The organism is Streptomyces misionensis (assembly GCF_900104815.1).
GTDB lineage: Bacteria > Actinomycetota > Actinomycetes > Streptomycetales > Streptomycetaceae > Streptomyces > Streptomyces misionensis.
Genome location: NZ_FNTD01000004.1, coordinates 4,368,805 through 4,394,431, shown reverse-complemented (window position 1 = coordinate 4,394,431; position 25,627 = coordinate 4,368,805). Strand labels below are relative to the sequence as shown.

General features: G+C 72.2%; 19 protein-coding genes and 1 pseudogene. 4 read left to right on the top strand and 16 right to left on the bottom strand.

Going from position 1 to position 25,627, the window contains the following annotated elements:
• Positions 1-7 precede the first annotated feature (7 nt).
• The 7 genes from topA to bldG all read right to left on the bottom strand — a co-directional run bounded on the left by topA (position 8) and on the right by bldG (position 10,039).
• A complete protein-coding gene (gene topA, locus BLW85_RS21620; RefSeq protein WP_074992896.1) occupies positions 8-2,839 on the bottom strand; it encodes a type I DNA topoisomerase in 2,832 nt (943 codons plus the stop codon).
• A gap of 268 nt (positions 2,840-3,107) precedes the next feature.
• Entirely contained in the window at positions 3,108-3,305 is a 198-nt protein-coding gene (locus BLW85_RS21615) for a hypothetical protein (RefSeq protein WP_070022419.1), read from the bottom strand.
• A gap of 416 nt (positions 3,306-3,721) precedes the next feature.
• The gene (locus BLW85_RS21610) at positions 3,722-5,242 is read right to left on the bottom strand and encodes a N5-glutamine methyltransferase family protein (protein WP_070022418.1); all 1,521 of its coding nucleotides are present in this window, start codon (positions 5,240-5,242) and stop codon (positions 3,722-3,724) included.
• A gap of 154 nt (positions 5,243-5,396) precedes the next feature.
• The gene (locus tag BLW85_RS21605; protein ID WP_071828827.1) at positions 5,397-6,029 is read right to left on the bottom strand and encodes a small secreted protein; all 633 of its coding nucleotides are present in this window, start codon (positions 6,027-6,029) and stop codon (positions 5,397-5,399) included.
• Positions 6,030-6,221: 192 nt separating this feature from the next.
• Positions 6,222-8,627, bottom strand: a complete 2,406-nt coding sequence (locus tag BLW85_RS21600; protein WP_070022416.1) for a sodium-translocating pyrophosphatase — start codon at positions 8,625-8,627, stop codon at positions 6,222-6,224.
• Between the two features lie 402 nt (positions 8,628-9,029).
• Positions 9,030-9,467: an ATP-binding protein gene (locus tag BLW85_RS21595; protein ID WP_070022415.1), complete on the bottom strand. Its 438-nt coding sequence runs from the start codon at positions 9,465-9,467 to the stop codon at positions 9,030-9,032.
• A 230-nt stretch (positions 9,468-9,697) separates the two neighbouring features.
• On the bottom strand, positions 9,698-10,039 hold the full coding sequence (gene bldG / locus BLW85_RS21590; protein ID WP_010986038.1) for an anti-sigma factor antagonist BldG: 342 nt from the start codon (positions 10,037-10,039) through the stop codon (positions 9,698-9,700).
• Between the two features lie 81 nt (positions 10,040-10,120).
• Between bldG and BLW85_RS21585 the strand changes: the two genes are divergently transcribed.
• Positions 10,121-12,748 (top strand): DEAD/DEAH box helicase, encoded by a 2,628-nt coding sequence (locus BLW85_RS21585; protein ID WP_079172384.1) that lies wholly within the window; start codon positions 10,121-10,123, stop codon positions 12,746-12,748.
• Positions 12,749-12,957: 209 nt separating this feature from the next.
• Here the strand turns inward: BLW85_RS21585 and BLW85_RS21580 are convergent.
• The 7 genes and pseudogenes from BLW85_RS21580 to ssd form a co-directional block, all read right to left on the bottom strand.
• Positions 12,958-13,362 (bottom strand): annotated as a pseudogene (locus BLW85_RS21580) (Rv3654c family TadE-like protein); the annotation flags it as partial.
• 77 nt (positions 13,363-13,439) lie between these two features.
• A complete protein-coding gene (locus BLW85_RS21575) occupies positions 13,440-13,778 on the bottom strand; it encodes a TadE family type IV pilus minor pilin (protein WP_074992894.1) in 339 nt (112 codons plus the stop codon).
• A gap of 22 nt (positions 13,779-13,800) precedes the next feature.
• On the bottom strand, positions 13,801-14,010 hold the full coding sequence (locus BLW85_RS21570; RefSeq protein ID WP_071828825.1) for a DUF4244 domain-containing protein: 210 nt from the start codon (positions 14,008-14,010) through the stop codon (positions 13,801-13,803).
• A gap of 91 nt (positions 14,011-14,101) precedes the next feature.
• The gene (locus BLW85_RS21565; protein WP_074992893.1) at positions 14,102-14,875 is read right to left on the bottom strand and encodes a type II secretion system F family protein; all 774 of its coding nucleotides are present in this window, start codon (positions 14,873-14,875) and stop codon (positions 14,102-14,104) included.
• A gap of 70 nt (positions 14,876-14,945) precedes the next feature.
• The gene (locus BLW85_RS21560) at positions 14,946-15,791 is read right to left on the bottom strand and encodes a type II secretion system F family protein (protein ID WP_074996160.1); all 846 of its coding nucleotides are present in this window, start codon (positions 15,789-15,791) and stop codon (positions 14,946-14,948) included.
• Between the two features lie 7 nt (positions 15,792-15,798).
• Positions 15,799-16,992 carry a TadA family conjugal transfer-associated ATPase gene (locus BLW85_RS21555; RefSeq protein ID WP_074992892.1) on the bottom strand — a complete coding sequence of 398 codons (1,194 nt, stop codon included), beginning with the start codon at positions 16,990-16,992 and terminating at the stop codon, positions 15,799-15,801.
• Between the two features lie 109 nt (positions 16,993-17,101).
• Entirely contained in the window at positions 17,102-18,199 is a 1,098-nt protein-coding gene (gene ssd / locus BLW85_RS21550; protein ID WP_074992891.1) for a septum site-determining protein Ssd, read from the bottom strand.
• 589 nt (positions 18,200-18,788) lie between these two features.
• On the opposite strand from ssd, the gene BLW85_RS21545 reads away from it, so the two are divergent.
• Positions 18,789-19,619: an HAD family hydrolase gene (locus BLW85_RS21545; protein WP_070022408.1), complete on the top strand. Its 831-nt coding sequence runs from the start codon at positions 18,789-18,791 to the stop codon at positions 19,617-19,619.
• Positions 19,620-19,955: 336 nt separating this feature from the next.
• On the opposite strand, the gene BLW85_RS21540 is transcribed toward BLW85_RS21545, so the two are convergent.
• Positions 19,956-20,780 carry a Fic family protein gene (locus tag BLW85_RS21540; RefSeq protein ID WP_070022407.1) on the bottom strand — a complete coding sequence of 275 codons (825 nt, stop codon included), beginning with the start codon at positions 20,778-20,780 and terminating at the stop codon, positions 19,956-19,958.
• A gap of 101 nt (positions 20,781-20,881) precedes the next feature.
• Here BLW85_RS21540 and BLW85_RS21535 point away from each other — a divergent pair, with 101 nt between their 5' ends.
• On the top strand, positions 20,882-21,940 hold the full coding sequence (locus BLW85_RS21535) for an ATP-binding protein (RefSeq protein ID WP_167381425.1): 1,059 nt from the start codon (positions 20,882-20,884) through the stop codon (positions 21,938-21,940).
• 3 nt (positions 21,941-21,943) lie between these two features.
• On the opposite strand, the gene BLW85_RS21530 is transcribed toward BLW85_RS21535, so the two are convergent.
• The gene (locus BLW85_RS21530; RefSeq protein ID WP_074992890.1) at positions 21,944-23,218 is read right to left on the bottom strand and encodes a polysaccharide deacetylase family protein; all 1,275 of its coding nucleotides are present in this window, start codon (positions 23,216-23,218) and stop codon (positions 21,944-21,946) included.
• A 378-nt stretch (positions 23,219-23,596) separates the two neighbouring features.
• Here BLW85_RS21530 and acs point away from each other — a divergent pair, with 378 nt between their 5' ends.
• The gene (gene acs / locus BLW85_RS21525; protein WP_074992889.1) at positions 23,597-25,552 is read left to right on the top strand and encodes an acetate--CoA ligase; all 1,956 of its coding nucleotides are present in this window, start codon (positions 23,597-23,599) and stop codon (positions 25,550-25,552) included.
• The last annotated feature ends 75 nt before the right edge of the window (positions 25,553-25,627 follow it).

Genomic DNA, 25,627 nt, shown 5'->3' with positions numbered 1-25,627 from the left:
CCGGGACTCAGTCCTCCGTGCCGGCAGGCGTCGACTTGGCGGCCGTCGCCTTCTTGGCGGTCGTCTTCTTCGCCGTCGTCTTCTTCGCGGCGCTCGCCGTCTTCTTGGCCGCCGTCTTCTTGGCGGCGGTCTTCTTCGCCGGGGCGGTCTTCTTGGCCGCCGCCTTCTTCGCGGTCTTCTTGGCCGGGGCCTTCGCGCGCTTCTCGGCGAGCAGTTCGAAGCCGCGCTCCGGGGTGATCGTCTCGACGCTGTCGCCGGAGCGCAGGGTCGCGTTGGTCTCCCCGTCGGTGACGTACGGCCCGAAGCGGCCGTCCTTGACCACGACCGGCTTGTTGGAGACCGGGTCCTCGCCCAGCTCCTTCAGCGGCGGCTTGGCGGCGGCGCGCCCACGCTGCTTGGGCTGGGCGTAGATCGCCTGCGCCTCCTCCAGCGTGATGGTGAAGAGCTGGTCCTCGGTCTGGAGCGAGCGCGAGTCCGTGCCCTTCTTCAGGTACGGGCCGTAGCGGCCGTTCTGCGCGGTGATCTCCACGCCGTCGGCGTCGGTGCCGACGACCCGCGGCAGGGACATCAGCTTCAGCGCGTCGTCGAGGGTCACCGTGTCCAGCGACATGGACTTGAAGAGGGAGGCCGTGCGCGGCTTGACCGCGTTCTTGCCGGTCTTCGGGGTGCCCTCGGGGAGCACCTCGGTGACGTACGGGCCGTAGCGGCCGTCCTTGGCCACGATGGTGTGACCGGACTGCGGGTCGGTGCCCAGCTCGAAGTCGCCGCTCGGCTTGGCCAGCAGTTCCTCGGCCAGCTCGACGGTCAGCTCGTCCGGCGCCAGGTCGTCCGGGATGTCGGCGCGCTGGTGCTGCTCGGTGTCCTTCTCGCCGCGCTCGATGTACGGCCCGTAGCGGCCGACGCGCAGCACGATGTCGTTGCCCACCGGGAACGAGGAGACCTCGCGGGCGTCGATCGCGCCCAGGTCGGTCACCAGCTCCTTCAGGCCGCCGAGGTGGTCGCCGTCGCCGTTGCCCGCGTCGGCCGCGGCGCCGGTGACATTGCCCTCGCCGAAGTAGAAGCGCCGCAGCCACGGCACCGCCTTGGCCTCGCCGCGGGCGATGCGGTCGAGGTCGTCCTCCATCTTCGCGGTGAAGTCGTAGTCGACCAGCCGGCCGAAGTGCTTCTCCAGGAGGTTCACGACGGCGAAGGACAGGAAGGACGGCACGAGCGCCGTGCCCTTCTTGAACACGTAGCCGCGGTCCAGGATGGTGCCGATGATCGACGCGTAGGTCGACGGGCGGCCGATCTCGCGCTCTTCCAGCTCCTTGACCAGGGAGGCCTCGGTGTAGCGGGCCGGGGGCTTGGTGGCGTGGCCGTCGACCGTGATCTCGTCGGCGGACAGCGCGTCGCCCTCGGCGACCTGCGGCAGCCGGCGCTCGCGGTCGTCCAGCTCGGCGTTGGGGTCGTCGGCACCCTCGACGTAGGCCTTGAGGAAGCCGTGGAAGGTGATCGTCTTGCCGGAGGCGCTGAACTCCGCGTCCCGGCCGTCGGCGGCGGTGCCACCGATCTTCACGGTCACGCTGTTGCCGGTCGCGTCCTTCATCTGGGAGGCGACGGTCCGCTTCCAGATCAGCTCGTACAGCTTGAACTGGTCACCGGTGAGGCCGGTCTCCGCGGGCGTGCGGAAACGATCACCCGAGGGACGGATCGCCTCGTGCGCCTCCTGCGCGTTCTTCACCTTGGCGGCGTAGGTCCGCGGCTGCGGAGGCAGGTAGTCGGCGCCGTACAACTGCGTGACCTGGGCGCGGGCGGCCGCGATGGCGGTCTCGCTCAGCGTCGTGGAGTCCGTACGCATGTACGTGATGTAGCCGTTCTCGTACAGCTTCTGCGCGATCTGCATCGTCGCCTTGGCGCCGAAGCCGAGCTTGCGGCTGGCCTCCTGCTGGAGCGTCGTCGTACGGAACGGCGCGTAGGGCGAGCGGCGGTACGGCTTGGACTCCACCGAACGCACGGAGAAGCGGGTGTTCTCCAGCGCGGCGGCCAGCCCGCGGGCGGTCGCCTCGTCCAGGTGGAGCGTGTTCGCGCTCTTGAGCTGCCCGAGGGAGTCGAAGTCACGGCCCTGTGCGACACGCCGGCCGTCGACCGTCTGAAGACGGGCGACCAGCGAGGACGGGTCCGAGGGGTCGCCGGCCCGGCCGGTGCCGAAGGTGCCGGTCAGGTCCCAGTACTCGGCGGAGCGGAAGGCGATGCGCTCGCGTTCCCGCTCGACCACGAGCCGGGTCGCGACGGACTGGACACGGCCGGCCGACAGCCGGGGCATGACCTTCTTCCACAGCACCGGGGAGACCTCGTAGCCGTAGAGGCGGTCGAGGATGCGGCGGGTCTCCTGGGCGTCGACCAGCTTCTGGTTGAGCTGGCGCGGGTTGGCGACGGCCTCCCGGATGGCGTCCTTGGTGATCTCGTGGAAGACCATCCGCTTGACCGGGATCTTCGGCTTCAGGACTTCCTGGAGGTGCCAGGCGATGGCCTCGCCCTCGCGGTCCTCATCGGTGGCGAGGAAGAGCTCGTCGGAGTCCTTCAGCAGGTCCTTGAGCTTCTTGACCTGCGCCTTCTTGTCCGCGTTGACGACGTAGACCGGCTGGAAGTCGTGCTCCACGTCCACGCCGAGGCGGCGGACCTCGCCGGTGTACTTCTCGGGCACCTCCGCGGCGCCGTTGGGGAGGTCACGGATGTGCCCGACGCTCGCCTCGACGGTGTAGCCGGGGCCGAGGTAGCCCTTGATCGTCTTCGCCTTGGCAGGCGACTCGACGATGACGAGTCGGCGGCCGCCCTGTGCGGTCTCGCTGGTCGGGGACAACTTCGCTCTTCTCTCCGGTCGACGCTTTGGCCTCCCCAGGCCTTCGTCCCGGGGTCGCGGCGTACTGCTGGCACGTGTGACGCTGCGGAGTGTGACGGTACATCCCGCCCCCGTGTCAAACGGGAAAAGCCCACAACGGCCACTCGAACGGTAACCCGACTACCGGCATTCCTGCCGCCCGGAGTACCGGGTACCCCGGTGCGGCCTGTCCGGAGCGTATTGCTCCTCTTACTCTCTCGGCACGCTCCCGGGAGGACGCACGCCGACGTCAGAGGCGGGTGAGGCAGTAGCCGCCGAGGACCAGCGCGAGGGTTCCGGCGAGGCCCGCGACGGTGGCCGATGCGACCCGGTTCACACCGTCCGCCACCGGCTCCCCGTGCCGCAGCCGTACGCCGGTCCACACCAGGAGGGCGGCCCCGAACAGGGCGAACACCGCCCCGGCGAAGACCGCAGGTCCGCTTTCCATCCCCCGCCCGCCCCCCTCTTTCCCGGCCCGGCGCGAGGAGCGTGACACGCCGCGGGGACGCGGGGGAGACCGGCGGGCGACATCGGGGTGAACGACCCCCGGCCACCCCTGCGCCCCCGGGCGGGGGCCGGCCGCCCGGGCCGTCCGCCCCGGAAGACCCGTACTGTTCCGGCCGTTTTACCGCCGGGTGTGCCGGAGGCATACGACGGGCGCGCGGCGGGGGCGGTGCGCGGGGGTGTCGGGGGTGACTCGCGGGGGCCGGGGTGGTGCGGGCGCGCACACGTGTCCGGGGTGACTCGCGGGGGGGCGGGGTGGTGTGGGCGCGCACACGTCGGTGCTCCGGCGACGACCGCTCGGCACCGCGCGGGCGGCGCGGCCCGTCGGCTGGGCGGGACGAACCCCCCGCAGCCGTCACCTCACTCCGCCGGCTCCAGGAAGCCCTGCTCGACGAGGAGCCTGATCTGGGCCGGGGTCTGGTCGCGCAGGCGGACGGAGTCCTCGCCCATCAGCTGGGCGATGGCGTCCAGGATGCGGCCGGCGCTCAGGCTGCCGTCGCACACGCCCGCGAAACCGGCGCCGACCGTGTCCACCTTGGTGGCGCGGCGCATGCCGCGGTGCTGGCGCAGGACGACGTGCTCGGGATCCTCCGCGCCGGGCAGCCCGACCTGCTCCTGCACCACCTCGCCGACCAGCCGGAAGTGACTGGCGAGCAGGGCCGCGTCGTCGTGCTCCCGGAGGTAGTCGAGGCGGTCGAAGTGCGCCCGGATGGTGTCCCCGAGGGGCTGCTCGACCGGATGCGGCCACTCCTCCACCGTGACGGAGGGCTCGGCCGCGCCCGTCCTGCGCAGGGTGATCCAGCCGAAGCCGACCGCCCTGACCTTGCGCGCCTCGAACTCGTCGAGCCAGGCGTCGTACCGCGCCTGGTAGTCCGCCGGGTCCCCGCGGTGGTCCCCGGCGTCCCTCAGCCACAGCTCGGCGTACTGCGTGACGTCCTGCACCTCGCGCTGCACGATCCAGGCGTCGCACCCGCGCGGCACCCACGACCTGAGCCTGTCCTGCCAGTCCTCCCCCGCCACGTGCTGCCAGTTCGCGAGGAACTGCGCGAACCCGCCCTCGTTCAGCCGTTCCCCCGCCTGCTGAACGAGCGAGCGGCACAGATCGTCCCCGCCCATCCCGCCGTCGCGGTAGGTGAGCCGCGCGCCCGGCGAGATGACGAAGGGCGGGTTGGAGACGATCAGGTCGAACTTCTCGTCGTCCCGGACCGGTTCGAACAGCGAGCCCTCGCGCAGTTCGGCGGCGGGTGCGCCGGAGAGGGCCAGCGTGAGCGCGGTGATGTGCAGCGCGCGCGGATTGAGGTCGGTGGCCGTCACGCGCGTGGCGTGCCGCGAGGCGTGCAGCGCCTGGATGCCGGAGCCGGTGCCGAGGTCCAGCGCGGCGGCGACGGGCGTGCGCACGGTGATGCCGGCCAGCGTGGTGGACGCGCCGCCGACACCGAGCACGACGCCCTCGGCGCGCTGTCCGATGCCGCCCGCGCCACCGACCGCGCACCCGAGGTCGGACACGATGAACCAGTCCTCGCCGCCGGGACCGCCGTACGGCCGCACGTCCACGGTGGCCGCCACCTCGTCGCCGCCCACCCGCGTGAGCCACCCGGCCTCGACGGCCTCCTCGACGGGGAGCACGGCGGCCACCCGCGCCCGCGCCACGGGCTGCTGGAGCAGGAAGAGCCGTACGAGGGTCTCCAGCGGCGTGTCGCCGCGGGTCGCCCTGAGGGCGGGCACGGTCTCGCTGCGGGCCAGCGCCGCGTACGCGGGGGCGCCGAGCAGGTCGAGCAGGCCGTCGGCGGTGAAGGAGGCGGCCAGCAGCGCGTCCCGCAGGCGCGCGGTGGTCTCGGGCCGGTCGGCGGCGGGCAGGGAGGCGGGTCCGGAGTCAGTCACGCCCCCATTGTGTCCCGCGCGCCCCGTAGGGGACGGCCGGAGCGCGCCCGGCGGGGGACGGCGCCGGCAGCATCCGCGCGCCCCGGCCCGCCCACCGCCGACGACACCAGCCCGCCACGGCTTTCGTCACGGCATGGGCCGGCCCCGGTCGGCGTCAGCCCGCCGCGGCGCCCGTGGACGGCGACGCGGACGCCGCGTCGGCGACCTTCTTGCAGCTGGCCTGCTGCGCGATGGCGTCCTGGACCTCGCCCTGCTGGAGCTTCTTCAGCGACTCGGTGCCGCTCTGGTGCTTCTTCTCCAGCTCCGTCATCTGCTGGGCGACGTCGTGCAGCCCGGAGGCGAACTTCGCCTGGTCCTTGGTGTTCAGCCCGTCGACCTGCTTCTTCAGGTCGGCGTAGGAGGCCGAGAGGCTGTTGAAGCTCTTGACGACGTCGTTCAGCCGCTTGGCGCCGTCCTCGACCCCGGGGGGCGCACCGGCCTCGTTGACGGCGGTGGCGATCGCCTTGTAGCCGTCGGCCATGTCCTGGAAGGCCTGGGAGTCGGTCTTCTGGAGCGTCTCGGGCTTGGCGGTGTCGGCGGCGGTCGTGGAGATCGCGTCGTTCGCCGCCTTGATCTTCGCGTCCTGCGCGGGCACGGCGTCGCACACCGACTTGGCCCAGGCGACCAGCTTGGGGTCGGGGCCCTTGGGCGCGCTGTTGCTGCTGCAGCCCGACAGCGCCACCACCAGTACCGCACCGCCGGACAGTGCGGCCGCGAGCTTCTTGTTCACCGGATTGGTCCCTTCCATGGCTCTCGGGCCCCGGACCCTACACGGCGGACGCACACCCTCCGCACACCGATCGCCCCCTAGGTACCTTTTATTGCTTTTTGCGCGAGAGAAGGCTCACGGCGGCGCCGCGCCCGCACACACGGACGGGCGGGCGGCACGCCGTCAGCACGCGCCGTCCGCCCGCCCATTGCGGGGGCTCCGTCCGGAGACCTACGAAACCACCGCCGCGTCCGGCGAGTTGGCGACCCGCTCGGCACTCTCGTCGTCGCCCACGGCGATACCGCGCCGCTTGGAGACGTACACGGACACGATGATCACCAGCAGCGCGAGGATCGCGATCCCGATCCGCACGCCGAGGCTCTTGTCACTGCCGTAGGAGAACTTGATCACCGCGGGCGCGATGAGCAGCGAGACCAGGTTCATGACCTTCAGCAGCGGGTTGATGGCCGGGCCCGCGGTGTCCTTGAAGGGGTCGCCGACCGTGTCGCCGATCACCGTGGCCGCGTGGGCCTCGCTGCCCTTGCCGCCGTGGTGGCCGTCCTCCACCAGCTTCTTGGCGTTGTCCCAGGCGCCGCCGGAGTTGGCGAGGAACACCGCCATCAGGGTGCCCGCGCCGATCGCGCCGGCCAGGTAGGAGCCGAGCGAGCCGACGCCGAGCGTGAACCCGACGAAGATCGGCGCCATCACCGCGAGCAGACCGGGCGTGGCCAGCTCCCGCAGGGCGTCCTTGGTGCAGATGTCGACGACCTTGCCGTACTCGGGCTTCTCCGTGAAGTCCATGATCCCGGGCTTCTCACGGAACTGCCGCCGCACCTCGAACACCACCGAACCCGCCGAACGCGACACGGCGTTGATGGCCAGTCCGGAGAAGAGGAAGACGACCGCGGCGCCGGCGATCAGACCGACCAGGTTGTTGGGCTGCGAGATGTCCAGGGACAGGCTCAGCGGCGCACCCGGCCCGGTGAGCTTGGCCCCGACGTCCTGCACGTTGGTGGTGATCGCGTCGCGGTACGACCCGAACAGCGCCGACGCGGCGAGCACGGCCGTGGCGATGGCGATGCCCTTGGTGATGGCCTTGGTGGTGTTGCCGACCGCGTCCAGGTTGGTGAGCACCTGCGCGCCCGCGCCCTCGACGTCGCCGGACATCTCGGCGATGCCCTGCGCGTTGTCGGAGACCGGCCCGAAGGTGTCCATGGCGACGATCACGCCGACCGTGGTGAGCAGGCCGGTGCCGGCCAGCGCGACCGCGAACAGCGCGAGCATGATCGAGGTGCCGCCGAGCAGGAACGCGCCGTACACGCCGAGCCCGATGAGCAGCGCGGTGTAGACGGCGGACTCCAGACCGACCGAGATGCCGGACAGGACGACGGTGGCGGGACCGGTGAGGGAGGTCTTGCCGATGTCGCGGACCGGGCGCCGGGTGGTCTCGGTGAAGTAGCCGGTCAGCTGCTGGATGACGGCGGCGAGCAGGATGCCGATGGCGACCGCGACCAGGGCGAGGATCCGCGGGTCGCCGTCCTTGCCCCTGATCGCCGCGTCCGTCACTCCGTTGAGTCCGGAGTACGTCGACGGCAGGTAGACGAAGACCGCGACGGCGACCAGTGCGAGGGAGATCACCGCGGAGATGAAGAAGCCGCGGTTGATCGCGGACATGCCGCTGCGGTCGGCGCGTCGCGGGGCGACCGCGAAGATGCCGATCATCGCGGTGATCACCCCGATGGCGGGCACCAGCAGCGGGAAGGCGAGCCCGGAGTCGCCGAACGCGGCCTTGCCGAGGATCAGCGCGGCCACCAGGGTGACGGCGTAGGACTCGAACAGGTCGGCCGCCATGCCGGCGCAGTCGCCGACGTTGTCGCCCACGTTGTCGGCGATGGTCGCGGCATTGCGCGGGTCGTCCTCCGGAATGCCCTGCTCGACCTTGCCGACCAGGTCGGCGCCGACGTCGGCGGCCTTGGTGAAGATGCCGCCGCCCACACGCATGAACATGGCGATCAGAGCGGCGCCGAGACCGAAGCCCTCCAGGACCTTCGGCGCGTCGGCGGCATAGACCAGCACCACACAAGAGGCACCCAGCAGGCCGAGGCCCACGGTGAACATGCCGACGACACCGCCCGTGCGAAATGCGATCTTCATCGCGGTGTGCGAGACGGTCGTGAGATCTTTTTCGGGTTCTCCTTCGCCCGGTGTCGCTTCCCGGGCCGCCGCGGCGACCCGCACATTGCTGCGTACGGCGAGCCACATGCCGATATAACCGGTGGCCGCCGAGAACGCGGCTCCGATCAGGAAGAACACCGAACGCCCGGCACGCTGATTCCAGTCGTCCGCGGGCAGCAGCAGGAGCAGGAAGAAGACGACCACGGCGAATACGCCGAGTGTGCGCAGCTGTCGGGCGAGATACGCCTTGGCGCCTTCCTGCACCGCTTCGGCGATCTTCTTCATGCTGTCGGTGCCCTCGCCCGCCGCAAGCACCTGGCGCACCAGGATCCCCGCGACCACCAGCGCGGCGAGGGCGACCGCCGCGATGACGGCCACGATGACCCTGTTGCCGTCGGTGAGTACCGCGGCCGCGAGGGATGTGGGGTGGTCCAACTGAGAGGGGGTAGAAAGCCCCGCCATTCGTCCTCCTTGACGCTTGGGCTGAGCTCAAGATGTGGACGGATTGTAGGTACCAGTGAGTGATGCCAAAAGAGCACGGTAAACGGAATTGGCTTGCCCGCCCAGGTGAGCGAACCCGAAAGAAGTAATGCCCCAAAAGCATTGACGGTCGCCGTCGGTCCCATTGAACCTTGATCGAATGATACGGCTATTGATCGTGAATTCCTTCACGAATTCCGGGCCCGTCTTCCGGCCCTCCTGCGAACCCGTCTTCCGTCCTGCCTAGGAGGCCGTCTTCCGGCCCGCCTCCGGGGCCGTCTTCCGGCCGTTCTTCCGACGGCGGGAAATGACCTGCCCACAACACGATCAGGGCCCTGCGCTCGGCAGGGCCCTGAGGTGAGTCGGAGTCTTCGGTCGGTGGCGTCAGGCGGCGGTGACCGCCGGCGGAGCGGCCGGCCAGGTCATGCGGATCAGTCCGCCGTTCTCGCCGGTGGTGACCTCGACGTCGTCCACGAGGCCGCTGATGACCGCGAGGCCCATCTCGTCCTCCTCGGCCTCCACGTCCGCGTCGGCGGCGGCTCCCCGGGAAGTCCGCTCGGCGGGGACCGCGTGCGGGGCCTCGTCGCCGACCTCGATGGAGAACTGTTTCTCCTCCTCGATCAACGCCACCTTCACGGGCGCCGTGATGCCACCGCTCTGATGCAGTCCCACGGCACGGGAGCAGGCCTCGCCCACGGCGAGCCGGACCTCGTCCAGGACGGCCTCGTCCACTCCGGCCCTGCGTGCCACCGCTGCCGCCACCAACCGGGCGGTCCGGACGTGCTCGGGCAGCGCGCTGAAGCGGAGTTCGACGGTGGCCATGCATCCCCCTCGCGACTACGGGACTGCGGACGGGCCGGCCGCGGACCGGCCCTCATGAACTTCGATACCCGGATCCACCCGGGCACACCCGGCACGGGCCCCTACGAAGTACGAGCCCGTCCGGACCGGACCAGGACGGGACACACCAAGCCCGCACCGGCCACCGGCCGTCGGTCAGGACGGTCGGCGACCGGAGTCGGCCGGTGGCCCGCCAAGGGCCGGCAACAGGGTCAGTCGGTGGCCGCCACCGCTTCCTCGACCGAGGTGTGAATCGGGAACACCTTGGTGAGGCCGGTGATGCGGAAGATCTTGAGAATGCGCTCCTGGTTGCAGACCAGGCGCAGCGAGCCCTCATGGGCACGCACTCGCTTCAGGCCGCCGACCAGCACGCCGAGACCGGTGGAGTCGAGGAAGTCCACGCCCTCCATGTCGACGACAAGGTGGAAATTGCCGTCGTTCACCAGCTCGACCAGCTGCTCGCGCAGCTTGGGCGCGGTGTAAACATCGATTTCGCCACCGACCTCGACGACCGTACGATCGCCGACGGTACGGGTCGACAGGGACAGGTCCACGGATCCTCCAGCACCTTGCTATCGAGCGGTCGCCCCTCGGGCACCTCGGCTTGCGGCCCCCGGGACGCAACGCCAGCCGCGATGGCATTCAATCACTTACCGGCAGGCGTGCACGACGCCTTGGCTCCATTGTCCGTCACGCCAGTGACACACTCGGTGCCGATGGCCAAGAATCACCGATCCGATCGACCCGTGCGGGACCCGGCGTCCCGCCCGTCGCCGGGCACGGTCCTGGACCGGCTCGCCTCCGGTCCGAGCCGGGCTGCGCGCATCACTCATACGGAGCACTTGCCCCCGCGTACGGGGCGCCATGCCGTCTGGCCTGACCGGATTCGGTCAGAGGTGATCGCGGCCGTGCGGGAGTGCGGCATCGAGCATCCCTGGGCGCACCAGGCGCTGGCCGCCGAGCACGCCCTGGACGGCGATTCGGTGGTCGTCGCCACCGGTACCGCCTCCGGCAAATCGCTCGCCTATCTCGTCCCCGTGCTGTCCACTCTTCTGGAGGGTTCCCAGGCGCCGAACGGCCGAGGGGCCACCGCGCTGTACCTCTCCCCCACCAAGGCGCTCGCGGCGGATCAGTGCCGGTCGGTGAAGGAACTTTCACAACCTCTCGGCACCGCGGTACGCCCGGCCGTGTACGACGGCGACACTCCGTTCGAAGAACGCGAGTGGATCCGGCAGTACGCCAACTACGTCCTCACCAACCCCGACATGCTGCACCGCGGGATCCTGCCCTCCCACCCGCGCTGGTCCTCCTTCCTGAAGTCGCTCGAGTACGTCGTGATCGACGAGTGCCACACCTACCGGGGCGTCTTCGGCTCGCACGTCGCCCAGGTGCTGCGCCGGCTGCGGCGCGTCTGCGCCCGCTACGGCTCCTCCCCGGTCTTCCTGCTGGCCTCCGCGACCGCCGCCGAGCCCGCCGTCGCCGCCCGCCGGCTGACCGGCCTGCCGGTGGTCGAGGTCGCCGACGACGCCTCCCCGCGCGGCGAGCTGGTCTTCGCCCTCTGGGAGCCCCCGCTCACCGAACTGCACGGCGAGAAGGGCGCACCCGTACGGCGTACCGCCACCGCCGAGACCGCCGATCTGCTGACCGACCTGACCGTGCAGGGCGTGCGCTCGGTCGCCTTCGTACGGTCCCGGCGCGGCGCCGAGCTGATCTCGGTGATCGCCCAGGAGAAACTGGCCGAGGTCGACCGCTCCCTGGTCCGGCGGGTCGCGGCCTACCGCGGCGGCTACCTCCCCGAGGAACGCCGTGCTCTGGAGCGCGCCCTGCACTCCGGGGAACTCCTCGGGCTCGCCGCCACCACGGCCCTGGAGCTGGGCGTGGACGTCTCCGGACTGGACGCGGTGGTGATCGCCGGCTACCCGGGCACCCGCGCCTCCCTGTGGCAGCAGGCGGGCCGCGCGGGACGCTCCGGCGAGGGCGCCCTCGCGGTCCTGGTCGCCCGCGACGATCCGCTGGACACCTTCCTCGTCCACCATCCGGAGGCCCTGTTCCACCAGCCGGTGGAGTCGACCGTCCTCGATCCCGACAACCCCTACGTCCTCGCCCCGCACCTGTGCGCCGCCGCCGCGGAGCTCCCGCTGACCGAGGAGGACCTGGAGCTGTTCGGTCCCGCCTGCGCCGACGTGCTGCCGCAGATGGAGGCCGCGAAGCTGCTGCGCCGGCGGACCCGGGCCTGGCACTGGACCCGCCGGGAGCGGGCCGCCGACCTGACCGACATCCGCGGCACGGGCGGCCGGCCGGTCCAGATCGTGGAGGGCGGCACCGGGCGGCTGCTCGGCACGGTGGACGCCGCCGCCGCGCACTCCACGGTCCACGAGGGCGCGGTCCACCTCCACCAGGGCCGCACCTATCTGGTGCGCTCCCTCGACCTGGAGGACTCGGTCGCCCTGGTGGAGCAGGCGGACCCGCCGTACTCGACGGTCGCCCGGGACACCACCGCCATCTCCATCCTGGAGACCGACACCGAGATCCCCTGGGGCGACGGACGCCTGTGCTACGGCTCCGTCGAGGTCACCAACCAGGTGGTCTCCTTCCTGCGCAGACGCCTGATCACCGGTGAGGTGCTGGGCGAGACCAAGCTCGACCTGCCGCCCCGCACGCTGCGCACCCGCGCGGTGTGGTGGACGGTCACCGAGGACCAGCTGGACGAGGCCCGGATCACCCCGGAGATCCTCGGCGGCTCCCTGCACGCCGCCGAGCACGCCTCCATCGGCATGCTGCCGCTCTTCGCGACCTGCGACCGCTGGGACATCGGCGGCGTGTCCGTACCGCTGCATCCCGACACCCTCCTTCCCACGGTCTTCGTGTACGACGGCCATCCCGGCGGCGCGGGCTTCGCCGAGCGCGCCTTCCACACCGCCCGCGCCTGGCTGGCGGCCACCCGCGAGGCCATCGCCTCCTGCGAGTGCGAGGCCGGCTGCCCGTCCTGCATCCAGTCCCCCAAGTGCGGCAACGGCAACGACCCCCTGCACAAGAGAGGCGCGGTCCGCCTCCTCACGGCCCTGCTGCGCGGGGCGCCGGAGGAAGAACCGGTGGCCGGGCGGGGAGACGGGCCGGGGGAAGGGCCGGGAGGCGAGCCGAAGCCCCGGCCGGAAGGGTTGGGGGAAGGGGCGGAAGGAACGGGGGAACCTCCGGGCGAAGGGGCGGCTCCGGCCTCGGCTCCGGCTCCGGCTCCGGCTCCGGGACAGTCGCCCCAGGTCTGAGCGCGGACGGCGGCGGCCCTGGCGGAGAGACGGGCCGGGTGGAGGCCGGCCGGCTGCGGAGCCAGGCGTAGGCCGACCGGATGCGGAGCCGGGCGGATGCCGGCCGGATTACGGCAAGTCACGTGGAGAGCGGTCAGGCGGAGGCAGGCCGGGGGGGGTGGCGGGTCGGGTGGTGGCGGGTCGGGTGGTGGCGGGTCGGGCGCGGACAGACCCGGTTGCCGCAGGCCCGGCGGCAGCGGACCCGCCGGGCCCGCCCTCGCCCTGACCCGCGCCGTGACCGGCCCCCTTCCCGAGGCCGCGGTCACGTCCGAGATCTCGCCCTGGACCGTGCACCGCACCAGCCGGGCGCCCTGGGCCGCCGCCAACCGCCCGGCCCGGGCGCAGGCCGCCGGGCCGCCCTCGGCCCAGTGGTCCGCCGCCGCGAGCGCCGCGAGATCGGCGCCGCCGGCCGCCCGGTGCCGGACGACCACGGCCTGTCCCAGCGCGAGCACGGCACCGAACACCACACAGAGCAGCGCGATCACCCCGAGGCTCCAGACGGAGGCGGACCCCCGGTCGGAACCGGGGCCGTCCCGCCCGCCAGTGCCGTGACCGGACACGCCCCGGCCGGCCATCGCTCCCCACCGAGTCCGGGCAGACACCCGGGCCTCCGTCCGGCCCCTTCCCGGCGTCCTCAGACCCCGTCCCGGCGTCATCGTTCCGCCCCCGGCGCCCCGACCGTCTCCTCCGCCAGCGCGATGGCCTCCTCGCGGAGTTCGAACGGCAGTCCGCTGAGCACCGGCGGCCGGGCCACCACCGTCACCCGGACCTGATCGCCCTCGCGCCCCACCGTCACCCGCGCCCCGCGCGGCGCCGCGTCCCGGGTCACCGACAGCACCGCGCCGGGCGGGTCCTGGCGGGCGGCGGACCGGGCGCCCGCGCGGGCCGCGTCCACGCACCGGATCTGTGCGGCCACCACGAGCAGCCCCCAGACCAGCGCCATCGTGAACGCCACCAGCACGCACAGCACCACGGCCGCCTCCACGGTCACGAACCCGCGGTCCGACCCCCGTTCACATCCGCGCACTGAGGGCCTTCTTCACGATGGACTGCAACTCCGCGCGGACCTGGCCGCTGGTGACGACCTCGTACAGCAGCACGGCGAATCCGACGGCCGCGATGATGCCCATCGCGTATTCGGAGGTCACCATCCCCGCGTCCGCGCGGCACGCCCGCCGCAACCCGGCCAGTCCGGCCACCACTTTCCTGATCTTCCTGTTCATCTCAACCCCCGTGAGGTCTCGGTCTGTTCTCGTGTTCCCTGGTCGGCGGCCGCGCTCGGCCGCCACGGCGCCCTGCGCCTCTTCGTGGGCGTCACCTCCCTGCCATCGCCCCGCCCGCGAGCCCGATCACCACGGGCAGCACGCCGATGGCGATGAAGGCGGGCAGGAAGCACAGGCCCACCGGCGCGGAGATCAGCACGGCCGCCCGGCGGGCCCGGGCCGTCGCGGCCCGCCCCCACTGCGCGCGGGTGTCCGAGGCGATGCGGGCCACCGGACCGGCCGCGGGCAGGCCCGACTCGTCGGCCCGCTCCAGCAGCCGGGCCAGGGGCCCGGCGCCGGGCAGCGCGGCCAGCCACCGCCAGGCGTCCGCCGGTGCGCCGCCGAGCCGTGTCTCCGCCGCGCCCCGCGCCAGCGCCTGCCCGACGGGGCCGTCCAGGGCCTCCCCCACCGCCTGCGCGGCGACCACCGGTCCGGCGCCGGCCGCGATGCACGCCGCCAGCAGGTCGGCGGCGAGCGGCAGTTGGCGCGCCGCCCGGGCACTGTCCACGGTCTCCGGTCCGGCCGTCGCCTGACGGCGCCACCACCGCCAGAGCACGACGCCGACGCCCAGCCCGAGCAGGGCCCCGGTGACCCCGCCGACCAGCACCCACACCCCGCCCGCCGCACCCACCGGCGGCAGCCATCGCCGCGCCGTGTCCGCGACCGGCAACCGCCGTCCGGGCGCCACCGGTTCGGGCGCCAGCAGCTCCACCGCCCGGTGCCTCGCCCGGCGCGCACGGCGGGCCGCCGGCACCAGCCGCGCCCCCCAGCCGAGCGCCGCCGCGGCCATGACCGTCCCCAGCCTGTGCACAACATCCCCGTTCACGTCCTCACTCCTCGCCTCGCGTCCGCGGCCGCCCGGCCCGGGCGGACATCCGCTCCCTCATGCCGCTTCCTCATGCCGCCCCCGCTGCCCGCACGATCCGCGCCGCCCACCACAACCCGGCCGCCTCGAACGCCGCGCCGATCAGCAGGCAGCCGAGGCCCGGGCCGGTGTGCAGGAGGACCCGCAGCGGGGCGGCGCCCAGGGCCGCACCGAGGAGCAGGCCGAGGGCGGGCAGGGCCGCGAGCAATACCGCGGTGGCTCTGGCGCCCGCCAACTGGGCCCGGAGATCGGCGCGTTGATCCCGTTCCGCGCGCAGCGCCGCGTCCAGCCGGTCCAGGCCGGCCGCGAGTCCCGCGCCCTGGTCGACGGCCACCCGCCAGCAGGCGGCCAGCCCGAGCAGTCCCTCGGCGCCCGCCCGGCGGGCCGCCACCGCGAGGGCACCGGGCACGTCCCCGCCGAAGCGGGCCGCCGCCACTACGGCCGCCTGCGCCCCGCCGAGCCCGCCCGAGTCCCGCGCCGCCCGCAGCAGCGCCTCCCCGGGCTGCCGTCCGGCGCGCACCTCACCGGCGAGCGCCCCGCACAGGGTGATCACCCGGTCGGCCCGCCGTTCCCGGGCGGTTCTCGCCCGCCGGGCCAGCCGTACCCGGCGCAGCACCGGCACCCCGGCCGCCCCCGCGACGGCCGGAAGCACCGAGGTACCCAGCACCGCGAGCAGCAGCCCGGCGGCGAGGGCCCACCACTCGACTCCCCAGCGGTCGTGCAACCGCCGGAGCCGCGCCGTGAGTTGTGCCCGGCCCGCCGGCCCGGTCGCCGCCCCTCCGCCACGGGCCAGCAGCAGCCGGGCCCGCCGCATCCCGTGCTGCCGCTCGGCCAGCAGCCAGGCCGGCACACCGAGACAGATCAGCACGGCACCCATCGACAGCTCAGTGCGCACACCCGTCACCTCCGTCCTCGCCCAGCAGGGGCGCCAGCCGCCCCCATCCCCGCTCCCGCACGAACGCCCGCTCGCCCCACCGCAGCGCGGGCACCGTCCGCACCAGCCCCGTGGCGTCCCGCTCCAGTACGTGCACCTCCGCGATCCGGCGCCGCCCGGCGCGGTCCCGTACCAGGTGGAGCACCACGGAGAGGGCGGCAGCCAGTTGGCTGTGCAGGGCGGCCCGGTCGAGGCCGGCGGCCGTGGCCAGCGCCTCCAGGCGGGCCGGCACATCGCCCGCGGTGTTGGCGTGGATCGTGCAACTGCCGCCGTCGTGACCTGTGTTGAGCGCGGCGAGCAGATGCACGACCTCGGGCCCGCGCACCTCTCCGACCACCAGCCGGTCCGGCCGCATCCGCAGGGCCTGGCGCACCAGGTCCTCCAGCGTGACCAGCCCCGCTCCCTCCTGGTTGGCGGGCCGGGTCTCCAGCCGGACGACATGCGGGTGGTCGGGTCTCAGCTCGGCGGAGTCCTCGGCGAGCACGATCCGCTCATCGGGTCCGACCAGCCCCAGAAGGGCGCTGAGCAGGGTTGTCTTGCCGGTGCCGGTGCCACCGCTGACCAGGAAGGACAGCCGGGCGGCCAGCAGGGCCCGCAGGATCCGGTCCCCGCCGGGCGGCACGGTGCCCGCCGCGACGAGTTCCGCGAGGGTGAAGGCCCGGGGCCGGACCACGCGCAGGGCCAGGCAGGTGCAGCCGACGGCGACCGGGGGCAGCACGGCGTGCAGCCGGGTGCCGTCGGGCAGCCGGGCGTCCACCCACGGCCGGGCGTCGTCCAGCCGGCGTCCGGCCACCGCGGCCAGTCGCTGCGCGAGGCGTCGTACCGCCGCCGCGTCGGGGAAGGTCACCCGCGTCAGCTCCAGGCCGCCGCCGCGGTCCACCCACACCCGGTCCGGGGCGGACACCAGCACATCGGTGACGTCCGGGTCCGCGAGCAGCGGCTCCAGGGGCCCGGTGCCGACGAGCTCGGACCTCAGCCGCTCGGCCGCGCCGAGGATCTCGGCGTCACCGAGCACCCGGCCCTGTTCCCGCAGCGCCTGGGCGACCCGCGCGGGCGTGGGCTCCGCGCCGCTCTCGGCGAGCCGCCGCCGGACCCCGTCGAGCAGGGCCGCGCCGTCGGCCGGGTCGAGTCCGGGAAGGTTCATCGCGAGCCTCCCGCCCCGACCGGTCCGCACTCCCCGGAGCCCGCTCGCGAGCCGCTCCGGCCGTCCTCGGGACGGGCCACGCCGTCCACCCGCCCGCGCTCCGAGGGGGTCATCGCGTCCCTCCCGCCTCGGTCAGCGCCCGCTCCCAGAACTCGGCGCAGAAGCGGGCCAGCGGGCCGCGGGCGCTGGCGCCGGGCGGTTTCCCGGTTCCGCGCGGGCGCAGCAGGGCGGGTTCGGCCGGCACCTCACCGGCCAGTGGCAGGCCGAGCAGGCGGGCCACCTCGTGGTCGTCCAGGCCGGGCGCGTAGGGGCCGCGGACCGCGACCCGCAGATCGCGGACGACCATGCCGACGGCGGCGGCGACCCGGCCGGCCGCCGCGACCGCCCGCAGTTCGGCCGGGACGACGAGCAGGGCCAGGTCGAGCTGGGCGAGGACCTCGCCGACCCCGTCGTCCAGACGGCGGGGCAGGTCGACCACGACGGTGCCGCCGCGCCGCCGGGCGGCGGCCAGGACCGCGCGCACGGCCTGGGGCGGCACGGCGACGCAGTCGCCGCGGTCCCAGCTGAGCACCCTGAGGGAGTGCAGCGCGGGCAGCGACTCCTCCAGGGCGCCGCCGCCGACCCGGCCGCGGGAGGCGGCGAAGGCGGGCCAGCGCAGGCCCTCGGCGCCCTCGCCGCCGAGCAGTACGTCGAGTCCGCCGCCGAGCGGATCGGCGTCCACGAGCAGTGTGCGCAGCCCCTCCCGGGCGGAGGTGACGGCGAGCGCGCAGGAGAGGGTGGACGCGCCGGCCCCGCCCCGGCCGCCGATCACGCCGACGGTGAGGGCCGGGCGGCCGACGCCCTCGGCGACGTCCGCGATCCGGTCGACCAGCCACTGTTCGCCGTCGGGGAGGATCAGGACGTGGTCGGCTCCGATCTCCACGGCGCGTCTCCACACCCCGGGGTCGTCCTGGTCCCGGCCGATCAGCACCACCTGGCGCCGGCGGGTGGAGCCGCGCAGCCGGTGGGCGGCGTCGTCGCCGACCAGGACGAGCGGGGCGGCGTCCCAGCCGCCGCCCTGGTCCGGTACGCCGTGGTGCACCTCGGGTGTGGCGCCGGCGGCCGCGCACAGGCGCAGCAGGTCGTCCAGCAGCGCGGCGTCCTCGGTGACGATGAGCGGACTGCCGCCGGTGGCGGGCCGTGGGTCGTGGGTGATGGTCGCGGTCATGGGTGTTCCCCCTTCGCCGCGTGGTCCGCGTACCGGCGCGACCACGCGATTTCCCGGCTTCCGGAGAAGCGGCGAGCGGCTTCCCCGTGAAGGGCCGACAGGAATCGGCCATACGCGCCCGCCACAAACGGAACCGGCCGTGAACTCGCCGTGCGCAGCGCGTCGGAAACACGATGCGGCGATCCGGGAAATCGTGTGGATCTTGGTGGAAAACAGTGGACAACTCAGGCCCTGTGAATAACTCGCTCACCCAAACCGGTGACCGCGCGCTGAACCGTGTACGGCATCCACAGCGCAGCCCTACGATTACCGCCAGTAACGAATCATGGGCGCGCGGAAGCGGCGGTCTCGACGCGCAGGCGTCGGCCGCTGGGCCGCACGAGGGAGGGAAAGGGGCGGAAAAACCCGTCCGGACATGCGACGACCCCCGCCGGGGGGGAGAGCGGGGGTCGTCCCCACGGCCGACTCGGGGGGGGAGGAGCCGGACCGGGTTAGCACGGTCGCGAACGATCCGTGACTTCCATGGTGTACCCGAGAGCCTTCTCAGGCAAACCCACGCGCCCCACCTTACGCCGAATGGTGGGCGCCTATGCTCAGGGACGTGGAAAACCACTCCTTGCCCCGCGCCGCGGCCTTCTTCGACCTGGACAAGACGGTCATTGCGAAGTCCAGCACACTCACCTTCAGCAAGTCCTTCTACCAAGGCGGGCTGATCAACCGCAGGGTCGCCTTGCGCACCGCTTATGCGCAGTTCGTGTTCCTGGTGGGCGGTCTGGACCACGACCAGATGGAACGCATGCGCGCCTATCTGTCGGACATGGTGCGCGGCTGGAACGTCCAGCAGGTGCGTGAGATCGTCGCGGAGACCCTGCACGATCTGATCGACCCGATCATCTACGACGAGGCCGCCTCGCTCATCGAGGAGCACCACACGGCCGGCCGGGACGTGGTGATCGTGTCCACCTCGGGCGCCGAGGTGGTCGAGCCGGTCGGGGAACTCCTGGGCGCGGACCGGGTGGTGGCCACCCGCATGGTCGTCGGCGAGGACGGCTGCTTCACCGGTGAGGTGGAGTACTACGCCTACGGTCCGACCAAGGCGGAGGCGATCCGCGAGCTGGCCGCCTCCGAGGGCTACGACCTCGACCGCTGCTACGCCTACAGCGACTCGGCGACCGATCTGCCGATGCTGCAGACGGTCGGCCACCCGCACGCCGTCAACCCGGACCGCGCACTGCGCCGCGAGGCGATCGCGCGGGGCTGGCCGGTGCTGGAGTTCCGCCGCCCGGTCCCGCTCAAGAAGCGGCTGCCCACCCTCTCCGTGCCGCCGCGACCGGCGCTGGTCGCGGCGGCGGCCGTGGGAGCGGCGGCCGCGACCGCCGGGCTCGTCTGGTACGCCAGCCGGCGCCGCGGCACCGCCTGACCGCGCCCGCTTCGCCCCTTTTCGCGCCCGGAGGCAAAGAAACGGGGGCAGGGGTTCCGCTCGCTTCCGGGGCGCGGTACAAAGAAAACAGAGGCCCGCGAGACCAAGGACATCCGAGAGGATTCCCAACCACTGCGCAATTGGCCCACGGACCACGCACCGAACACCGGGCACCCACGCGACGTCGACCCGTCGATTACGGGCCAGCCGCACCAGGTGACGGGCAAAGCACCCCGACCTGATGGGCAAGTTATCGAGGACGCTTGGTAACCCGGTGCTCGTGCCAGCGGCGGTACGAGAACTCGTACCGCCGCAACCCTGTCCGGGCTCCCGCGCTCAGGCCGCGCCGCGCTGCAGCGCCTCGCACACCGCCGTCGACTCGCGGACCCCGAGCTCGACCGCCCGCCCGCAGTGCGCGATCCAGGCCGCCATGCCCTCGGGGGTGCCGGAGACGTATCCCTCCAGGGCCGCCAGATACCCGGCGCGCCCCAGTTCGGCGTGGCCGACCTCGGCCGGGCAGATCGCCTTGGGGTCGAGGCCGCTGCCGATCAGCACGATCCGCTCGGCGGCGCGCGCGACCAGCCCGTTGTGCGAGGCGAAGGGGCGCAGCGCGAGCAGTTCGCCGTGCACCACGGCCGCCGTCACCAGGGCCGGGGCGGAGGTGCCCGCGATGATCAGGTCCGCCAGGCCCTCCAGCCGACCGGAGACCTCCCGGGCGTCCGGCAGCGGCAGCTCGACCAGCGGCTCGTCCACCGGCTCGCCGTCCTGGCGCGGCCTGCCGACCCGCGCCTCGTCGCTCGCCGCGGCCACCAGGTGCAGCCGGGCCAGTACCCGCAGCGGGGACTGCCGCCAGATGGACAGCAGTTGTCCGGCCTCGGCCGTCAGCCGCAGGGCCGCTCCCATGACCCGCGCCTCGTCGTCGGTGCCGAAGTCGGTGCGCCGGCGCACCTCCTCCAGCGCCCAGTCGGCGCCGGAGAGCGCCGCCGAGCCCCGGGCGGCACGCAGGGCCGCCTCGGAGGTGATCTCGTTGCTGCGGCGCCGCATGATCCGGTGCCCGTAGACCCGGTCCACGGCCTTGCGCACGGATTCAACGGACTCGGCCACGCCGGGCAGCGAGCCCAGGGCCGCGAGCGGATCGGCGGTCGCGCCTGTCGTACTCATGAGTACGACACTACGCACCCCACCGGCAGACCCCACGAAGGAGTGGTCTTCTTCACTCAACCATGCCACCTACAGCAATCACGCAACTACGCTTCGTGAACATGAAAATTGCTTTCGTCGGGAAGGGCGGGAGCGGCAAGACCACGCTCTCCTCCCTTTTCATCCGCCACCTCGCCGCGGCCGGGGCCGCCGTCGTCGCGATCGACGCCGACATCAACCAGCACCTGGGTCCGGCCCTCGGCCTGGACGAGGCCGAGGCGGCCGCGCTGCCCGCGATGGGCGAGCGGCTGCCGCTGATCAAGGACTACCTGCGCGGCACCAACCCGCGCATCGCCTCCGCCGCCACCATGATCAAGACCACCCCGCCGGGCCGGGGCTCGCGGCTGGTCCGGGTGCGCGAGCCCAACCCGGTCTACGACGCCTGCGCGCGCCCTGTGGAACTCGACGGCGGTGCCGTCCGTCTGATGGTCACCGGCCCCTTCACCGACGCCGATCTGGGGGTGGCCTGCTACCACTCCAAGACCGGGGCGGTGGAGCTGTATCTGAACCACCTCGTCGACGGCCCCGACGAGTACGTGGTGGTGGACATGACCGCCGGTTCGGACTCCTTCGCCTCCGGCATGTTCACCCGCTTCGACATGACGTTCCTCGTCGCCGAGCCGACCCGCAAGGGGGTCTCCGTCTACCGCCAGTACAAGGAGTACGCCCGCGACTTCGGCGTCGCCCTGAAGGTCGTCGGCAACAAGATCCAGGAGCAGGACGACATCGACTTCCTGCGCGCGGAGGTCGGGGACGACCTGCTGGTCACCGTCGGACGCTCGGACTGGGTACGGGCCATGGAGAAGGGCCGCCCGCCCCGGTTCGATCTCCTGGAGGAGGCCAACGCCCGTGCCCTGAAGACCCTTCGGGCCACCGCGGACGCCACCTACGAGCAGCGGGACTGGGAGCGCTACACCCGGCAGATGGTCCACTTCCATCTGAAGAACGCCGAGTCGTGGGGCAACGAGCGCACCGGGGCCGACCTGGCGGCGCAGGTCGACCCCGGCTTCGTGCTCGGCGAGGGCATCGGCGACGCCACCGGCATCGGCGAAGCGCTCGGCGAAGCCATCGGCGCGGACGCCGAAGCCGGTGCCGGCGCGAGCGTGTCGACTCCGGCCTGACGCCTATCCCTTGACGGCCGGCGCCCCGGGAACCCCCTTGGGCGCCGGAGCCGGGCGGCCGGAGAGGAAGGACGCCCAGCCCTGCCTGGGCGCCTCGCCCACCTTCAGGCCGCGCAGCTTGTCGAGGGTCTTGGGGTCCTGGGCGTCCAGCCAGTCGGCCAGCTGGCGGAAGGAGACGCAGCGGACCTCGGGCTTGTTGCAGACCTCCTCCACCGTGTCCTCGACGGCGCGCATGTAGGTGCCGCCGTTCCAGGACTCGAAGTGGTTGCCGATGATCAGGGGCGCGCGGTTGCCGTCGTAGGCCCGGTAGAAGCCCTGGACGAGGCCGTCGCGCACCTGGTCGCCCCAGTAGTCGAACTTGTCCGGGTCGCCCTGGGTCTGGGTGCCGGACTGGTTGATCATGAAGTTGTAGTCCATGGTCAACTGCTCGTAGTCGTGCCCGGGGAAGGGGACCAGCTGCATCGACAGGTCCCACAGGCCGTCCTTCTTCTTCGGCCAGAGCTGGTTGTCGACCCCGCTGGAGTCATAGCGGAAGCCCAGCTGGCGGGCCGCCTTCACGAAGTTCTTCTGCCCCTCCAGGCAAGGGGTGCGGCCGCCGATCAGTTCCTTTTCGTAGTCGAAGGGCAGCGGGGCGGCGTTCTTCATGCCCGAGTTGGTCTTCCAGTTCTCCACGAACTGTTTGGCCTGGGAGATCTCGCTCTTCCACTCGTCCACCGACCAGGTACCGACCCCGCCGTCGGGGCCGCAGAAGTGACCGTTGAAGTGAGTGCCGATCTCGTTGCCGTCCAGCCAGGCCAGCCGCGCCTGCTTGACTGTGTCGGAGATGCCCTGCTGGTCGTTGAAGCCGATGTCGGAGCTGCCCGGCGGGTGCTGCGGCGGCTTGTACAGGTCCCGCTTGTCCTTCGGCAGCAGGTACACCCCGCTGAGGAAGAACGTCATGTTGGCGTTGTTCTCCTTGGCGACCTTGCGGAAGTGCGAGAACAGCTTCTGACCGTCCTCGCCCGCGCCGTCCCAGGAGAAGACGACGAACTGCGGTGGTTTCTGACCGGGCTTCAGCCGCTCGGGCCGGGGCAGATGGGGCTGCGCACCGGTGTACGCGGTCGATCCGTCGCCGATCAGCCGGAGCGCGCTCTTCGGCGCGGGCGCCGCCGGCACCCCCTTCTGCGGGCCGGACGCCCCTTGCCCGGAACCGTTGGAGTCGGCCCCGCAGCCTGTCAGCGAGGCGGCACAGGTCGCGGCGACCACGACGCCGACGGCGATCCTCTGGGTGGCGGCCATGTTCCGCCCACCTTCTTCCTTCTCTCAGACGACCTCTCAGGCGAAAGCCGGTGAGGGCTCTTTGTAGTGATCCGCCGGAATTGCACCGACGGTTCCGCCAAGATCGCACGGAGCTGGGAAGAAATAAGGGCGACAAGCTGATCAAATGATTTATTCACCGCAGAGAGGGATCGACTAGGCCATTCACCACGAAAAGCCATACGCGATCTTTACGTGGCATTGCCTATTCTTTACACAACGTCACTCGCCGCTCCGGACGGCGACCATCTCGCCCGACACAGGTCTAAACCAATTTTGCGGACGACCCTTGTCATCGCCCCCTCACGTCTGATGAGCTGTGGCTTGGGACACATCGGACACCCTCGAAAGGCGGATGTCGTGAGCAATGAGAGCCTGGCCAACCTGCTGAAGGAAGAGCGCAGGTTCGCGCCTCCCGCCGACCTGGCAGCCCATGCCAATGTCACGGCGGAGGCGTATGAGCAGGCCAAGGCTGACAGGCTCGGGTTCTGGGCCGCGCAGGCCGGCCGGCTGACCTGGGCCAAGGAGCCGACCGAGACGCTGGACTGGTCGAACCCCCCGTTCGCGAAGTGGTTCAAGGACGGCGCGCTGAACGTCGCCTACAACTGTGTGGACCGGCATGTGGAGGCCGGACACGGTGACCGCGTCGCCATCCATTTCGAGGGGGAGCCCGGCGACAGCCGCGCCATCACCTACGCCGAGCTCAAGGACGAGGTGTCCCGCGCCGCCAACGCCCTGCTCGAACTCGGTGTCCGTGAGGGTGACCGGGTCGCCATCTACATGCCGATGATCCCCGAGACCGCGATCGCGATGCTGGCCTCGGCCCGGATCGGCGCCGCCCACTCGGTCGTCTTCGGCGGCTTCTCCGCCGACGCCCTCGCCACCCGCATCCAGGACGCGGACGCCAAGGTCGTCATCACCTCCGACGGCGGCTACCGGCGCGGCAAGCCGTCCGCGCTCAAGCCCGCCGTGGACGAGGCGGTCGCGAAGGCCGGCCATGTGGAGCACGTCCTGGTGGTGCGCCGTACCGGTCAGGACGTCGCGTGGGACGAGACGCGTGACGTGTGGTGGCACGACCTGGTGGCCCGCCAGTCGGCGGAGCACACGCCGCGGGCGTTCGAGGCCGAGCACCCGCTGTTCATCCTGTACACCTCGGGCACCACGGGCAGGCCCAAGGGCATCCTGCACACGTCCGGTGGCTATCTCACCCAGGTCGCCTACACCCACTGGGCGGTGTTCGACCTCAAGGCGGAGACGGACGTGTACTGGTGCACCGCCGACGTCGGCTGGGTCACCGGCCACTCCTACATCGTCTACGGGCCGCTCGCCAACGGCGCCACCCAGGTCATGTACGAGGGCACCCCCGACACCCCGCACCAGGGCCGCTTCTGGGAGATCGTGCAGAAGTACAAGGTGTCCATCCTCTACACCGCGCCCACCGCGATCCGCACCTTCATGAAGTGGGGCGACGACATCCCCGCCCGGTTCGACCTGAGCAGCCTGCGCGTGCTGGGCTCGGTCGGCGAGCCGATCAACCCCGAGGCCTGGGTCTGGTACCGCAAACACATCGGCCACGACCGCACCCCCGTCGTGGACACCTGGTGGCAGACCGAGACCGGCGCCATGATGATCTCCCCCCTGCCCGGGGTCACCGAGGCCAAGCCCGGCTCCGCCCAGCGCCCGCTGCCCGGCATCAGCGCCACCGTCGTCGACGACGAAGCCAACGAAGTCCCCGACGGCGGCGGCGGCTACCTCGTCCTCACCGAACCCTGGCCCTCCATGCTCCGCACCATCTGGGGCGACGACCAGCGGTTCAAGGACACCTACTGGTCCCGCTTCGAAGGCAAGTACTTCGCCGGCGACGGCGCGAAGAAGGACCAGGACGGCGACATCTGGCTGCTCGGCCGCGTCGACGACGTGATGCTCGTGTCCGGACACAACATCTCCACCACCGAAGTCGAATCCGCGCTGGTCTCCCACCCCGCCGTCGCCGAAGCCGCCGTCGTCGGCGCCACCGACGAAACCACCGGCCAGGCCATCGTCGCCTTCGTCATCCTGCGCGGCACCGCCACCGAAACCACCGAACTGACCACCACACTCCGCGACCACGTCGGCGCCACCCTCGGCCCCATCGCCAAACCCAAGCGCATCCTGCCCGTCGCCGAACTCCCCAAGACCCGCTCCGGCAAGATCATGCGCCGCCTCCTGCGCGACGTCGCCGAAAACCGCCAACTCGGAGACGTCACCACCCTCACCGACTCCAGCGTCATGGACCTCATCCAGTCCAAACTCCCCACCACCACCAGCGAGGACTGAGCCGGCCCGGCGGGAGGGGGCATCCGGCGCGCGAGCCAGGTGCCCTCTCCCCCGGTGGTTCCGCTCGGCGGGCTC